Annotated in this window: 21 protein-coding genes and 2 tRNA genes; 21 read left to right on the forward strand and 2 right to left on the reverse strand. The window is 44.2% G+C overall.

All coding sequences use genetic code 11. The features are described from left to right. Position 1: 1 nt before the first annotated feature. From MCG46_RS04950 to MCG46_RS05050, 21 genes are all read left to right on the forward strand, one after another. Positions 2–478, forward strand: a complete 477-nt coding sequence (locus MCG46_RS04950) for a phage tail tube protein (protein WP_240278193.1) — start codon at positions 2–4, stop codon at positions 476–478. A gap of 370 nt (positions 479–848) precedes the next feature. Continuing rightward, complete coding sequence (locus MCG46_RS04955) at positions 849–1,082, forward strand: hypothetical protein (RefSeq protein ID WP_240278195.1); 234 nt, start codon at positions 849–851, stop codon at positions 1,080–1,082. A 61-nt stretch (positions 1,083–1,143) separates the two neighbouring features. Beyond that, positions 1,144–1,611, forward strand: a complete 468-nt coding sequence (locus MCG46_RS04960; protein WP_240278197.1) for a hypothetical protein — start codon at positions 1,144–1,146, stop codon at positions 1,609–1,611. Beyond that, on the forward strand, positions 1,611–2,204 hold the full coding sequence (locus MCG46_RS04965; protein ID WP_240278199.1) for a Gp15 family bacteriophage protein: 594 nt from the start codon (positions 1,611–1,613) through the stop codon (positions 2,202–2,204). The genes MCG46_RS04960 and MCG46_RS04965 overlap by 1 nt, the downstream gene beginning before the upstream one ends. Continuing rightward, entirely contained in the window at positions 2,205–4,571 is a 2,367-nt protein-coding gene (locus MCG46_RS04970) for a phage tail protein (RefSeq protein ID WP_240278200.1), read from the forward strand. It begins immediately after the preceding gene. A 3-nt stretch (positions 4,572–4,574) separates the two neighbouring features. Then, entirely contained in the window at positions 4,575–4,967 is a 393-nt protein-coding gene (locus MCG46_RS04975; protein WP_240278203.1) for a hypothetical protein, read from the forward strand. Beyond that, a complete protein-coding gene (locus tag MCG46_RS04980) occupies positions 4,964–6,715 on the forward strand; it encodes a hypothetical protein (RefSeq protein ID WP_240278204.1) in 1,752 nt (583 codons plus the stop codon). Before MCG46_RS04975 ends, MCG46_RS04980 begins: the two co-directional genes overlap by 4 nt. Next, positions 6,715–7,110 (forward strand): hypothetical protein, encoded by a 396-nt coding sequence (locus MCG46_RS04985; RefSeq protein ID WP_240278206.1) that lies wholly within the window; start codon positions 6,715–6,717, stop codon positions 7,108–7,110. The genes MCG46_RS04980 and MCG46_RS04985 overlap by 1 nt, the downstream gene beginning before the upstream one ends. Beyond that, positions 7,110–7,631 carry a hypothetical protein gene (locus MCG46_RS04990; RefSeq protein ID WP_240278208.1) on the forward strand — a complete coding sequence of 174 codons (522 nt, stop codon included), beginning with the start codon at positions 7,110–7,112 and terminating at the stop codon, positions 7,629–7,631. The genes MCG46_RS04985 and MCG46_RS04990 overlap by 1 nt, the downstream gene beginning before the upstream one ends. After that, complete coding sequence (locus MCG46_RS04995; RefSeq protein WP_240278210.1) at positions 7,628–7,933, forward strand: hypothetical protein; 306 nt, start codon at positions 7,628–7,630, stop codon at positions 7,931–7,933. Before MCG46_RS04990 ends, MCG46_RS04995 begins: the two co-directional genes overlap by 4 nt. After that, positions 7,933–8,145 (forward strand): hypothetical protein, encoded by a 213-nt coding sequence (locus tag MCG46_RS05000; RefSeq protein WP_240278211.1) that lies wholly within the window; start codon positions 7,933–7,935, stop codon positions 8,143–8,145. Before MCG46_RS04995 ends, MCG46_RS05000 begins: the two co-directional genes overlap by 1 nt. Continuing rightward, positions 8,146–8,718, forward strand: a complete 573-nt coding sequence (locus tag MCG46_RS05005; RefSeq protein ID WP_240278215.1) for a hypothetical protein — start codon at positions 8,146–8,148, stop codon at positions 8,716–8,718. It begins immediately after the preceding gene. Positions 8,719–9,383: 665 nt separating this feature from the next. Continuing rightward, positions 9,384–9,989 (forward strand): hypothetical protein, encoded by a 606-nt coding sequence (locus tag MCG46_RS05010; protein ID WP_240278216.1) that lies wholly within the window; start codon positions 9,384–9,386, stop codon positions 9,987–9,989. A gap of 5 nt (positions 9,990–9,994) precedes the next feature. Further along, positions 9,995–10,414 (forward strand): hypothetical protein, encoded by a 420-nt coding sequence (locus MCG46_RS05015; RefSeq protein WP_240278218.1) that lies wholly within the window; start codon positions 9,995–9,997, stop codon positions 10,412–10,414. Between the two features lie 61 nt (positions 10,415–10,475). Next, a complete protein-coding gene (locus MCG46_RS05020) occupies positions 10,476–10,883 on the forward strand; it encodes a hypothetical protein (protein ID WP_240278221.1) in 408 nt (135 codons plus the stop codon). A 1-nt stretch (position 10,884) separates the two neighbouring features. Further along, complete coding sequence (locus MCG46_RS05025) at positions 10,885–11,256, forward strand: hypothetical protein (protein ID WP_240278223.1); 372 nt, start codon at positions 10,885–10,887, stop codon at positions 11,254–11,256. Between the two features lie 63 nt (positions 11,257–11,319). Continuing rightward, entirely contained in the window at positions 11,320–11,703 is a 384-nt protein-coding gene (locus MCG46_RS05030) for a hypothetical protein (protein ID WP_240278225.1), read from the forward strand. A 14-nt stretch (positions 11,704–11,717) separates the two neighbouring features. Beyond that, on the forward strand, positions 11,718–13,142 hold the full coding sequence (locus MCG46_RS05035; RefSeq protein WP_240278227.1) for a C40 family peptidase: 1,425 nt from the start codon (positions 11,718–11,720) through the stop codon (positions 13,140–13,142). A gap of 12 nt (positions 13,143–13,154) precedes the next feature. Further along, complete coding sequence (locus MCG46_RS05040) at positions 13,155–13,451, forward strand: hypothetical protein (protein WP_240278229.1); 297 nt, start codon at positions 13,155–13,157, stop codon at positions 13,449–13,451. 14 nt (positions 13,452–13,465) lie between these two features. After that, positions 13,466–13,723 carry a phage holin family protein gene (locus MCG46_RS05045; protein ID WP_240278232.1) on the forward strand — a complete coding sequence of 86 codons (258 nt, stop codon included), beginning with the start codon at positions 13,466–13,468 and terminating at the stop codon, positions 13,721–13,723. A gap of 6 nt (positions 13,724–13,729) precedes the next feature. Continuing rightward, positions 13,730–14,047 (forward strand): hypothetical protein, encoded by a 318-nt coding sequence (locus MCG46_RS05050; RefSeq protein WP_240278234.1) that lies wholly within the window; start codon positions 13,730–13,732, stop codon positions 14,045–14,047. Positions 14,048–14,178: 131 nt separating this feature from the next. Here MCG46_RS05050 and MCG46_RS05055 read toward each other — a convergent pair. Together MCG46_RS05055 and MCG46_RS05060 are read right to left on the reverse strand one after the other, a co-directional pair. Next, positions 14,179–14,252, reverse strand: a tRNA-Gly gene (locus MCG46_RS05055). A 7-nt stretch (positions 14,253–14,259) separates the two neighbouring features. Further along, positions 14,260–14,333, reverse strand: a tRNA-Gly gene (locus tag MCG46_RS05060). Between the last annotated feature and the right edge of the window lie 292 nt (positions 14,334–14,625).

A 14,625-nucleotide genomic window follows, 5' to 3' on the forward strand; every position in this document is an offset into this window, starting at 1 on the left:
TATGGATAAGATCAAACGAGTAAAATTAGCTCATTTCTTAAACACCGGTACAACAGCTGCACCGGCGTGGTCAAGAATGAACAAAGGCATCACTGAATTGACGACATCATTTAATCCAGAGGTGACCACGGAAAAGTATATCGGTGACGACAATGCGTCAAACAGTATTGATTCTTACGCCCCAAATACGCCGATCAGCATGACAGCCTTTAAAGGCGATCCGATTTTTGAGTTTGTGGATAACATTCGGAAGACACGAGCGACGGGTGAAGACTGCCGGGCACAGTTGCTGAATGTAAATATCTATGAAGAAGAAACTGGAAAGTATTACGCTGAAAAACAGGATGTTCTGATTCAGATCGATTCTTTCGGCGGCGAGGGAAATGTCGTGATTGAGTATACGATGCTCTATGATGGTGACCCAATCCAAGGCACAGCAACAATCACAAATGGCAATGTAACATTTACAGAGGCATAGGAGAAAACCCTATGCCTTTAAATTGATATGGATGATGGTATTTGGCGGACGGTTGGGGGTCGCCGGATTTTTATTAAGAATGGACAAAGTCTTGAAGATGCAATGTATGAAAGTGGGAAGTTCAATGAGATAATTCGAAGAAGTAAGCACAAGCAATTAAAATTACCAAAAATAGAGTATGCAGTGCTAGTAAGTGAAATAAACACGTATTATGGAAAAAATGAGAGCCGTCCAGTTTTGGGAAAATGCGTAGGCGATTATTTTTATATGTTTGACAACCTGGGATTTAACAACTACAATGTTTTTAAGAAGTTAAAGATTAGCGGTAATGAAAAGCGTATAAAACACATTATGGAGGAAATGAATTCTGATGATTGAAGAAAAGGATATGACTGATTCTGAGATTATTCTTGTAAAAAATTTAAAAAAAATTTGCAATGAATTTGATTTCATTTTCGGTGTAAGTCTGATGTGCAAAGGTCCGGACGCATCTACCGCCATGCTGCAATATCTGAACAGACATCCAGAAGCTGCTAGTTCGGACATTATTGATTATGCTAGTCGGTTATGTGATAAGTATAATCCAGATTTAATTGTCGAATAAATAAACATAAGCACGGTCAATGTATCGTGCTTTTTATGTGTGATCGAGAAAGGAAAATCAAATGAATCAAGTACGAATTTCAAGAAAACAGGAAGATCTTTATCGGATCAATATTTGCGATGACGGGACAGAGATTGTCTTCGACTTGGCTGATATTGGATTGCCTTTTAAATGCAACAAAGCCTTTCAGGAGGTAGAAAAGAACAAGCAAGTCGCGATCGGAAAGATCAAAGCCCTTGAAAATCAGAAAAATGTCAAAGAAAATGGAACTCTCTTTGGCACAGTGGAACGTCAGATTCTCAGCACCTACAAAGAGATGTTTGAGCACAATCGTCAGATTATGGATGATTTCTTTGGCTGCCCTGGCGCGATGCAGAAGCTGTTTGGTGATGCTAATTACATGGATATGTACGACGATCTATTTGAGCAGTTTGAGCCGCACTTTGAAGCAATGCAGCTGAATACGGAAACAATCAAAGAACGTCTGAAAAAGAAATATCAGAAGAAGCAAAATGATGTGTTGTCCTGATGGAATATCCAAAGTACATCGAAGTAGACGGCCAGCGCTTGGAGCTGGATACGGATTATCGAACCGCGCTTAAATGTTTTGAAGTGATTGAGGATCCAGACATTGACGACGTTGAGCGATCGCTGGCTGTGATTTATCTGCTGCTAAATGATATCCCTAAAGTGGATCTGAATAAAGTTATGGAGCTGTTGCTAAAATATCTGAGCTGCGGAAAAGCCAAAGACGAGGCCGCAGGAACACAGAAAGATATGGATTTGAAAGCTGATGAGAATTACATCATCGCGTCGTTTGCTTCTGACTATAAGATTGACCTATCAAGCGTGGAATCCATGCACTGGTGGCACTTTATCACACTGCTGGATGGCTTATCTGGGGATTGCGTGTTGAATCGTGTTCGAGAGATCAGAACCTGTGATCTGAAAGATTACAAGGGCAAGGCTAGAGAAAGAATGGCAAAAGCAAAAACACAGTTAGCTTTGCCTGTAAAAATGACAGCGGAAGATCAGAAAGCGCTCGATAAGTTTGATGCGCTTTTTTTGTCCTCAGAAAACAGATTGGATGATGGAGATACCCTCTTAGACGGAGGTGAGTAAATGGCAGAAACGGTAAATTCCATCCGCATCAATACCCGGTTGAAGACGGATGGGATCGCAAGGGACCGGAAAGAGATCGAACGACAACTAAAGGAATTAGCAAAGGATGCCGAATCGGTCAAAATCGGGAAAGAGATTGATGAACAGAACGCCGCAATCGAGAAGTCTGCAGCCAGAGTGAAGAAGCTGCAGGAAGCTTATGAAGAAGCAGAAAAAAGTGCTCGCAAAATGAGCGAAGAAGCAATGAAGCAAACTCTGAATGATCCGAAAGCTATTGACCAGAGTGATCGTGCAGCGCAAGCAGCAATGAATGCATTGCCGGCGTCTGCAAGTGTTGAAGATCGTGATCGTGCTGCTCAAGACGCTGCAAATGAGGCGATGCGGCAAGCAAATCAAGCTCGTCTGGAAGGAACTAAGGAATACCAGAAGCAGATTGAAAAGCTTGATCAGATCAACAGTAAACTGCAGCAGGAAGATCAGCTGCAGGCAGAAGCGGCATCTAAGATCAGTAACAAAAATATAGAGCTGGAAGGGGCTCTACAGCGAGAGAATGCCATGAGCAATTCACTCGATAACGAATTGACGAAGCTGGATCAGAAGGATCAGAAACTGCGCAGCCAAGCTGCAAAACAAGCTGAAGTAGCACAGCAAACAAAGGAAACACAGAAGGCTGCAGAGAAGCATAACAACTCTTTAAAAAGAGGGATTAAGCGGATCGCAAAACTAAGCCTTGGTGTACTAGGGGTACGAATGGCCTACAGTGCAGTCAGAAAAATCGTGTCTTCTGTGACTGACGATAACGAAAAACTGAAAAATACGATAGACGCCATCTGGGCTGGCTTAGGCAGCGCTTTTGAACCGATTATCAATGGATTGATCAGCGGATTTGCCACAGTATTGAATTATGCTTTTGCAATCATTAAAGCCTTGACTGGCATTAACCTGATCTCAAAAGCAAACGCCAAACTGGCAAAGAAAAAGAAGGATGGTGGATCCTCTGGCAGCAAGCTCGCCTCATTTGATAGCTCGGAAGTTTTAAACAAAAGTTCAGGATCTGGATCAGATCCAACGGACACCTATCTAAAAGAAATTGATCTGGGGAAACAGCTCACGGCGATTGTTGAGCGCTTAAAGAAGCTGTGGGATGGGGTTGTAAAGATTGTGACCAATATCGGGAAAGCGTGGAAGAAAGCCTGGGACTACGCGGGTAACGGTCAGCGGATTGTAACTTCTCTGTCCAATATGCTGGAGCGAATGTTCGAGTGTTTGGAACACATTGTGGAATCTACGGTGGAATGGTCAGAGTCGATTAACTTCATTCCGTTGGTTTCCAGTTTGGCAGGCTTACTGGAATCCATTGAACCTCTGTTCAGTAAACTCATGGAATCCTTTGAATGGTTCTGGGATGAGATCATTCTTCCGCTGTCCAGCTTTGTGATTGAGGATGGGTTGCCTGCGTTTTTTGATTTGCTGTCTGCAGCTTTAGATTTGTTTAATAGTGTATGCGAAACAACCCGACCGGTGGCAGAATGGCTCTGGGATAATTTGCTCGGCCCGATTGCCTCCTGGACTGGCGGAACGATCGTAGAAGTTATGGGCTGGCTAACCGAGGCTTTGCAGGAACTGTCTGCGTGGTTTGATGAAAATGGTATAGGAATCACCGAAGCGCTCATTGGTTTTGGAGAACAGGTTTCTCGCCTTTGGTTCGAGTTTATTCAACCGGTTTTAGAATTGGTGAAGATTGGAGTTCAGCTTGCGATTGCTTTCTTAAAAGGTTTGCTCGAAGGCTTTCTGGGGAGTGTCAGCAATATTATTGATGATATAACTTTAGTGCTTGAAGGCATTATCAACTTTATTACTGGCATTTTCACAGGGAATTGGGAACAAGCTTGGATTGGCGTACAACAGATCTTTGCCGGTATCTGGAACGGTATTTTAGACATCGTTCAGGGGGTCATTGACGGTATTGTTACCGGAATTAATGCTGTAATTGACGCAATCAATAGCATATCGGTGGACATTCCGGATTGGGTACCTTTCGTCGGTGGTTCCCATTTTGGCATGAACCTAGGACATATTACGGGTTTTGACGTGACTCAATTCAAATGGATTCCGAAGCTGGCTCAGGGCGCGGTATTGCCACCTAACAAGCCATTTATGGCCATGCTGGGCGATCAGACCCGTGGGCGAAACTTGGAAGCACCGGAAGATCTGATCCGTCAGATCATAAGAGAAGAATCCGGATCACAAGGAACAACGATTGTGATCAAAGCTGACGGTGACTTGGGAGCGTTGATTCGATTGCTGAAACTGAATATCGACGAAGAAGATCAGCGTGTGGGAACGAAGTTGGTACTGGAGGGATAAGCGATGAGCGATACATTTGACAATGGTCTTTATATTGATGGTATTTATTATCGTGTCCCGATCCTTTCCTGTAAACGCAATGCTGACTTTCTTTGGAAATATGCTGATCGGACTGAAGATGGGGAGCATGCCGGTGAGCTGCTAGGAATTTATTTCAATTACACTTTATCCTTCGGCCAGATTGTGGATATGTACGAATACAACAGACTGTATCAGAAACTAACAGAAAAGCGGGAATACCACACCGTGGTGATGCCTGGAGCTTCAGGGTCCATGTTTACATACCAAGCCTACTTTTCTAAAGTTTCAGATGAAGTGAAGAAAAGCAAAGCAGGAAAGAATATCTTTATGAAATTGAAAGTGGAATTTGTCAGCAAGTTCCCGACGATCTCATGAGCAGGCGGACATCAACACGGGCGGTCATCAATCTGTTTGATACGACGGCCAAGCAGGATGGTGCTTATACTGTAAATGATATTCTTTCTTTTTGCGATATCCAAAGGTTGGATGAAGAGGATATTGAAACAGTCAAGTTCGGCACTTTGGAAGAGGGCGGATTCTTGCTTGATGGCAGTTGCCAGATCATGGATGAAACTGTGCAGGCAGAAGATTTTGGATATTGGTCTGCGATGATGTCAGATGAAAATGGTGTTTTTAACATAACTCCTAAGATTGAGCGTCAATTTAGTGAGAATCATTCTGCCGCGGGTTTAACACTGAACTTTGATAGACAATATCCTTTGCCAAAGCAGGTGTGTGTTACATTCAAAAATAGTGTCGGGGAACTGCTTGGATTAGAAGTGTTTAATGTAGATCGATACTCCTATTTCTGCAATTTAAAAGTGGACGAGTTCCGTTACATGAGCCTGGAATTTTTGCAGACAGAGAGTTATCAATACGCTAGGCTGAACGGGATTGATTATGGCCGGAAGTTGGAATACTCCCAAGATGCGGAAAAGAATTTGTCCAAAGCAACTTTGCTTGAAGAATTGAACATAACGTCGTCAGAGGTCAGTGTGAACACGTCTTCTGTGACGGTTATTGATCCGGATGAAACGTTCAATATCGACAATCCTCAGGGCTACTACACATTGCTGCAGCAACGCCAGAAGCTAGAGTTATTTGAAACGATCAACGGGACTGAATATCAAATGGCCACCCATTACATCAAAACATGGGAGACGACCTCAGGGGTAATTTCCACTTTCTCCTGCCAGGACATTCTTGGCGTGATGGATGGTACTACCTTTAAAGGTGGCGTTTATGAGGCTGTTCCCGCGGGTGAGATTATAGATGAGATCATGGCTTCGTTTGGTTGGACGGATTATTATGTAGATCCTGAGATCGCAGAAATGACTCTGCAAGGCATCATCAAGCCATGCAGTCATCGAGCAGCGCTGCAGCAGGTGTTATTTGTGTGCTGCGGGGTTATTGATACTTCGCGGATTACCGGCATTAACATGTACCGAGCTTCCCACACTACACAAACGATCATCCTCGCGGATCGGAAGTTTATGTCACCGGCTCACAGTATCAAGCAGATGGATCTGGTTACGGATGTGGAGGTAACAGCGCATAAATACATTAAAAGCTCTGAACTCAAGGAAGCCTATAAGGCTACTTTAGACCCTGGTATTTATGAGGTGGCGTTGAAGTCACCTTTTACCGATTACACTGCAATAAACTGCACGATCCTTGAATCGGATTATTTCCGACTTAAGCTGCAGGTCAATGCGGCCGCCGAGGTTAAAGTCCAGGGTTATCCGTATGAGGATAGCTCCACAGTCTATCGCAAATCAATGAACGAACTGCCAGCGGGCGCTTTCAGAAATACAAAGCAAGTCACCGATGCTACATTGGTGTCAGCTTCCAATGCAATTCAGGTTGCTGAGCATCTTTATGAGTATTATCAATACCGCCTCAGCCATGAGATGAAAATTATTTGTGAGGACGAGAAAGTGGGTAATTTTGCTGCTGTAAAAACAAAGCAAAATATGGTTGCAGTTGTCCTTGGATCGATGTCGCTGGATTTGACCGGCGGCTTTTTAGCATCATGTAAAGGAATTGGTTATGCACTTAAAATTGGTGATTACGATTACGCAGGCAATGAACTCAAAGCTGGCGATGAGATTGGAGTGATGTAATGGCTTGGATTAATCCTGTTTTTGACAGAACGGAAACAGATGTACGGGATAAAACATCAAAGGGATTTTTAAAGTACGATGATCTGAATCGCATCGAACAGAATTTATCCCACTTAGCAGCAAAACTTGAGGTGAACTATACAGCGAAGGATTGGAGCAGCCGGCCTTTGATTTTTAAAGGAGACCTTATAAAAATATTGGATGGGCTGTCTACAATAAGAAACCACTGGCCAATACCCAATCTACCTGAAAATCCTCAATATCCGATTAACACCTATGAGAAAGTAAATCAGATCGAAAAAATTGAAAACTTGATCGGCAATAACATTACAGCCTCGAACGAATCGCAAATGCGCTGCGGAGAAATGTTTGCCGGAGAAAGCGGGGTGATCTAATGAGCTATGTAAAAAAGACTTGGAAAAACAGACAATCGGAATATCCGACACGAAGAAAGCTCGTCGCAACAGGGACAGCAAATGAATATGACGTTGTGCGAGCTGAGGGGGCAGTATCCCAGGAAGGCGATCCTTTTAGTGCGACAACGATGAATGATCTGGAAAGCCGCGTTGCGGAAGGATTTAGCTACAGTACAATGGACAAAAGCACGGAGATCATCGTCCCCTCAACTGCAACATGGACGCAGTTGACAGCTGATAATATCAGTACCTTGGATCCTCAGTACAAAGCGGGACCAGATCCTAGCCTCAAGTATCCTTGGTACACGGACATATCTTTTAGCTGTGCAGAGGATGACATCATAGAGCCGTACTGGGATGCAGATACCGCTGAGCTTGGCTGCCTTGGACTCTGTGTTAAGGTCACAGCAAACAAGTTGCGGATCTATTGCAATGCTAATATGACAGGTACCCAGCTGCGGGCATATCAATATGTCCGGCGTAAGAGGAATGCAGCATGAGGCAGGGCAATACTTATTCCCTGGCCATTGAGTTACAGGATGAGGCTGGATTTGCAATAGATATCGACCTAGTTGACAGAGTTGAATTTGTTTTTGGTCCAGTGAGAAAAACGTACCCCGAAGACGCTAAATTTGATCGCGATCTTGGTCAATTTATTGTTGCGCTGACGCAGCTGGATACTTTTAAACTTGATCATGTGGTTGCCTGTCAGGCCAGAATCAAGTTTAAAGATGAGTCGGTTACTGGGACAGCAATTACTCGTGAGGCTGTCTATGAATCAATTTCAAAGGAGGTGCTGTGATGGCTAGAATGGCTATCAAAAAACAGGAGAAAGTGATCGTTATGAAAATGGATCCTTACAGCGGCGGTGGAATAGGAACAAAAGATTATGAGACGCTTTACAATAAACCGTGTATCTCCGGCGTCGAACTTGCCGGAGATAAAAATTTTGAAGAGCTAGGGATGGAACGAATGACAAATACAGATATTTTTAATCTGATTGGAGGGAAATAAATGCCTAAGTATATTGATGAAAATGGTCTGCTTTATTATGACAGTCTCGTAAAAGGAAAGATCAATAACGCGGTCGCCAATAAAGTGGACAAAGAGTCTGGCAAATCTTTATCATCGAACGATTACACGGATGAGGATAAAACAAAGCTTGGCGGGATTGCAGCTGGAGCTCAAGTTAATAAGATCGAATCGATCAAAGTTAATGGCGTTGTACAAGAAATCAAAACTAAAGAGATCAACATTACTGTGCCAACGGATAACGCGGACCTTTCTAACGGTGCCGGATATCAAAAGGCCGCTGAGGTACAAGCGGCGATCAACCAGGCCCTGAGTGGGATCACCGGGATTGACTTTCAAATCGTGTCCGCGCTGCCAGCGACAGGCGTCAAGGGTACGATCTATTTGATGGCACACAGTCACGGAACAGGGGATAGCTATGATGAGTATATCTGGCTGCCGACATCCAGCAAATTTGAAAAAATCGGCAACACGGATATTGACCTGTCGGGATATCTCAAAAAGACAGATATGGTTGCAATCACTAATGCTGAAATTGACACGATCACCGCTTAGCAAGGCGGTGATTTTACGTGGCAAATAACTATTTAGATAAGACTGGATTGATTTATCTTTGGGGGAAAATTAAAGCAGCTCTCGCAGTTAAGTCCAATACAGATCATACGCATAACTATGCTGGCAGCAGTTCTGCGGGTGGAGCTGCCAACTCGGCGGTTAAGCTGCAGACGGCTCGCACGATCGATGGGGTTGACTTTAATGGTACATCAGCGATCATGCATTACGGTACGTGCGGTACCGCAGCGGCAACAGCAGCTAAGGTGGTAGCCTGCACGGGATTTAAGCTAGTCACTGGTGCGCGGATCATCGTCAAGTTTACGATAACCAATACCGCATCCAATCCATCGCTCGATGTCAATAGCAGTGGTGCAAAAGCAATCCAATACCGCGGATCTGCGATCAGCGCTGGCTATCTTGCGGCGAATCGCACCTTGGAATTTGTTTATGATGGCTCTGCTTATCAATTGGTAGGAGATCTGGACACCAATACAGTGTACACTCACCCATCAACCGCGGGCAATAAACACATTCCTGCAGGCGGCTCATCCGGGCAGATACTGCGATGGTCCGCAGATGGTACTGCTATCTGGGGTGCTGATAACAACACAACGTATACTGCGTTTAAAGCAGCGTCTGCCTCAGTCGCAGGTGGATCCGGACTTGTGCCTGCACCAGCGGCAGGTAAACAGGCTAGCTTTTTACGAGGCGACGGACAATGGATAGTGCCAACCAATACGACTTACGCTGTAATGACAGGTGCGACAGCATCGGCGGCTGGTAAGGCAGGGTTAGTGCCAGCTCCTGCGGCGTCAAAACAGACCAGCTTTTTGCGGGGAGATGGGTCTTGGGTAGTGCCTCCAGACACTAACACTTGGCGTGGTATCGTTAATAACTTGACCAGCGACAGCACGACAGACTCGCTAGCTGCAGCACAGGGCAAGGAGCTTAAGCGACTTGTGGATAATGCAGGTGCCAAACTCATTGATGGCTTTACCATTGCGGCAACCGCAACATGGACACAGCTGACTACAGCCAATATAGCCAGTCTGGATCCAGATTACCAAGCGGTGGATCCTGGATTGAGTTACCCGTGGTATACCGACGTGACTTACACCTGCGGTGCGGATGACATCATTGAGCCGATGTGGCCGGCAAATACAGAGGGCATTGGGCCGTATATCAAAGTCACAGCCAACAAGCTGCGGATCTATGCGGATTCAAATAAAAACGGAACTGCCTTAACGGCGTTCCGATGCAAGAAAGGATGAGGAAAATGGGATTTAGTAGAAATATATTACCAATTGGTGGGAAAAATCCTTTAAAAACAGAACCAATTGATTGCGCGGTTACAGGTAACAATACTAACAAAATCACAGTAAGTTATCCGGCAGGATATTATCAGTTCAAAGTGTCTTTTGGATATACTCAATATGACCGATCTAATGAATCGTTTTACTACAGAGATAGTAACGGAGTAGATCATTCTATGTTTTGGATGGCCGCAGGAGACACAGGAGAAAGTCCATCGTTTAGCTTAGCCGATTTTGTTATTGACTTAACGCTATGGGAAACACCTGAAGCAATTAAAAAGAAAACATCATTTACACTTATTTGCAAACCAAATAATCGTAATCCTCATTTTTATTCCTTCAAAGCTGTAGGACTCAGAAGAGTCGGGGGGGGGGGGGCTTAAAACCCCTTTATTTAAAGGCGTTTCAACACTTTTCCAAACTCTCGAAAAGAGGTGGAATCTAATGGGATTCTGCCGAAATATTTTGCCAGTGGGAAGCAAGTCTCCGTTTCCGGGATATGAATTAAAAACAGGCGCTTTATTCAATGGTGGCTTTCAGACTTTTACATGGGATAAGAGTAAGTATATACCGTTGATTATTCACATTAATTGTTCAGGTGGTGGTAACTATTACACAGCTAGACGCGCTTACTTTAACCTTAATAACATATCTAAGACGATACTTTATTTAGAGGATATTGATCCAGGTTCATGCAAAGGCTCGACAGAATCTGACATTTGTACATTAACGTTTGCTAATTTTGAAAAAATGAAAGACATAAATACATGTTCCTTTTCTCAATCAGGTGGGGGTAGCGGATTCAGCTTGACTGCTACATGTACTATGTGGCTTGAAAAGGTGGGAGCTTGATATGAATTTTAGCAAAAACATTTTAACTAACTCAAATCAAGCGAGAACTATTTGGAAGAATCCAGCGCCCAATAGTAACTATGGAGCGCAGACCATCTCTTACGATTTTAGTCACACCGACTTTCAAAAATCGGAAGTTATATTGAAATTTAAGAAATCGGTCAAAGATACGGCAACGTATGAAATAAGACTTAACGAAGGTTTTAATGAAGTATGTGTAGGCAGCTCATCGTACTTTTTCTGGCGTAAATACACTTTGTCCAAAACCGGTCTTGTTGTAGATACAGGGGGATATACAAGCACGTATCCGGAGATTAAATCTGACAATTCTTGTGCTATCCCTGTTGAGTTAAAAATTCGGGGGGGGGGGTAAGAAATCTCCTTTATTTAAGGGCTTTTTCTTGCCTCAAAACCACTTTGAAAAGAGGTGCGGATAATGCCTAACTTTAGCCGTAATATCCTTAACGCTGGCGGTAAGTGCAAAGTAAACGTCAAATCTGTTGTTGCAAGCGCAAATACACAGCAAAGATCATCCATTATGGACTTGGGCGAACCAAAAAATATTTTGGCAATCGTGAATATTTACGAATGGTATTGGGGATCTGGCGGAGCATATGGAACGTGCAACATCAGAACGGAAGTATCTAATGATCAAACAAACTGGATCAATGTATTTGGAACCGCATCCTATCAGCATAGAGATGGTACGTATCAGCAAACTACAAAAGTAAATATCGGTAAATACCGATATGTAAGGGTCACAGGATGGAGTGATCGTGAAGCCTACCGCTCGGAGGCGGTCGCGATTTATGAAGAGTAGTTAGGAGGGATAACATGGACTACACATCACCTGCTGACCTCTGCCGGTGGGCGGAGCAGCAGCTCAGTCGTAAGACCATCTACAAGCTCGGCGGGATCGGGCGATATGACTCATCCAGTCGCCGGGTGTTTGATTGTGTGGGGCTGATCAAGTGCTTTTTATGGCATGACTACGGCCCAGGCAACACGAGCTACTATGGTAAAACAGCACCGGATATCAACGCAGATCAGATGTACTCCAAGGCAACGGTCAAGGGTCCGATCAGTACGATCCCGGAGATCCCAGGTCTGCTTGTTTGGCAGCCTGGGCACATTGGGATCTACATCGGCAACGGCCAGGTCATCGAGGCCACAGCTAAGCGATGGGGATCCATCGGCGGTTGCGTTGTCAAGTCACAATTTATCAACAAGTCTGCGGCAATGTACCGCGGAACATGGACACACTGGCTCAGGTGTCCTTTTTTAATGTATCCAGAGGAGGGATCTAAAATGTATTTAAAACCAGGATATCAAAGCCTTGCCTGGCAAGGTCAGACGATCCATGTTTACAAGCGCAGGGATGATCAGGATATTGGTCTGCTGCAACTACCAGGGCAAGTAACCAAAACGATTGATAAAATCGACGATGACCACATTCATTACTGCAAGGTTAACTGGCCGTTTTTTAACAATCATCCTGATACTAAAGAGTATGGTATCACTTATGGACGTAATCAGGGGTTTACTCGGGATGATCGACCAGCTCAAAAAGAATACCACAGCTTAATTATTACTAAAGATGGCCGATGGCTTAAGGGCGATTTTGAAAGCTGGGAATATCCAAAAGATGAGATCAAACTCGGCACTATGTATGCAGTTTGCTTACTGCATGAAGGGAAAGACGAAACGGACATTTCATCTGCCTGTGGAAACGTAAAATACACCGTTACGAATACTCAAACCATTCTAATGGGCAACAAAGATGAGGTTGTTTTTGCAGTTGTATCGGGTAAGCTCAACGGGGTTGCTTGCCGGCAGTTTGCCAAAGCGTATGGGATGACTGAGTGCTATCTGGGGGATAGTGGAGGCAGCTCTCAAATGATTGTTGACGGTGCTAAAAAGGTGTATACAGGCAGACCTTTAACAGCGGCGCTGACGTTTTACAAAACAGAGCAGCCGGTTCCTGAACCAGAACCAACGCCTGATCCTGAGCCAGAACCTAAGCCTGAGGTTATTGAAACGATGGTCTTTGAATGCACCAAAGCGAGCACATCTAAAGGATATCCAATGCGTAAGACAGCGCCGTCTGGAGAAATTGCTAAATATCTTAAAGTTGGAGATCGGGTCAAAGTAGTGGATATCCAAAATAAAGGCAAAAACCAATATACGTCGGCCGCTGAACCGTGGTGTCAGACAGAGGATGGATTATGGTTTGCATTTGACAAAGGTTATTTTAAGTAGGAGGAAACGAACATGAAAAAAGTATTTATCAGCCAACCGATGCGAGGTAAAACCGAAACTGAAATCCTTGCAGAGCGAAATCGAATCATCGAAGAAATCCAGAATCTGATCGGAGATCACGAAGTCCTAGATACCTATTTTGATGATTTCGGGGAGTGCTCAAAACCATTGCAATACCTAGCTAAGTCGCTTTGGATGCTTGCGGATGCCGACTGCGCTTATTTTGCGTCAGGATGGCATGGTGCCCGGGGATGCCGGATTGAGCACGATAGTGCCGTAGCTTATGAAATTGAAGTCCTGAAGGACTAGAGGAGGAATAAAACATGGAAATCACAGAAATCATTACTCAGTTTTTAATGCCGCTGGTGCTGGCCGCCTGCTATGCGATCGGTGCTGCTCTTAAGTATACAGAGCGTTACCCAGACAAGCTTATCCCGGCCACGATGCTGTTCATCGGCGCAGTGCTTGCGCCGCTAGCAACCGGTGACTGGTCAGCGCAGACCATCATGACTGGCGCGATCTCCGGCTGGGCATCAACCGGTCTTAATCAGACGATTAAGCAGCTATCAAGCAAGGAGTAATCACTGATGGAGGGACTTACCATCAGCGTGGCGGATATCTTATGGATCGCCGCGGCACTCACTACTCTGGCAGCCGCGTGGAAAGTATTAAAAAACAACCCGATCGCAAAGCACGATAAACGTATCGAAAAAAATGAAAAGCGTTTGAATGACCATGATGAGCGGTTTGCGAGGGATCTTGCTCGCCTACAGGATGCCGAAGCTGCTGACAAGATCATGTGCAAGTGTCTGTTGACTCTGATCGATCACGAGATCACCGGCAATGGCACCGAAAGAATGAAGCAGATCAGGACGGAGCTGCAGCAGTACCTCATTGATAAATAGCAAATACCCCACTCTCCAATGTCGGAGGGTGGGGGTTTTTATTTTGCCCATATATATAATAAGGTTAGAAATATCATGCCACAGTCATGCCATGAAATAAAAAAGCCCTCGGTTGAGGGCTTAAATCGTCATGGAGCAGATGAGCGGAATTGAACCGCCGTGTCGACCTTGGCAAGGTCGCGTTCTACCATTGAACTACATCTGCACAGCAATGGAGCGGGTGAGGAGAATCGAACTCCCGTAGCAACCTTGGGAAGGTTGTGTTCTGCCATTGAACTACACCCGCATACTGATTTCTAAGTGCTTATTTATTATAGCATAATTTAAAAAAAATGAAGTCCTGAATTTGAAAAAAACAAAAAAATTTATGACCTAGGTCCAAAAATGAAGATCTTTGCTTTTGTGAAAATGAGCTCAAATATTTTGCGGTGAATGATCAAAACTGAGAAAAAGAACCGTTTTTCTGAAAAAATATGACTTTTTTCATAACATCATGAGAAAATGAGTAAAAAATTAAATTTTTTTTGATTTTCTGCGGGGCTTTTTTCAAATTCCCGCAATATTAGTAATGTAAGCGA

The organism is Holdemania massiliensis (assembly GCF_022440805.1).
GTDB lineage: Bacteria > Bacillota_I > Bacilli_A > Erysipelotrichales > Erysipelotrichaceae > Holdemania > Holdemania massiliensis_A.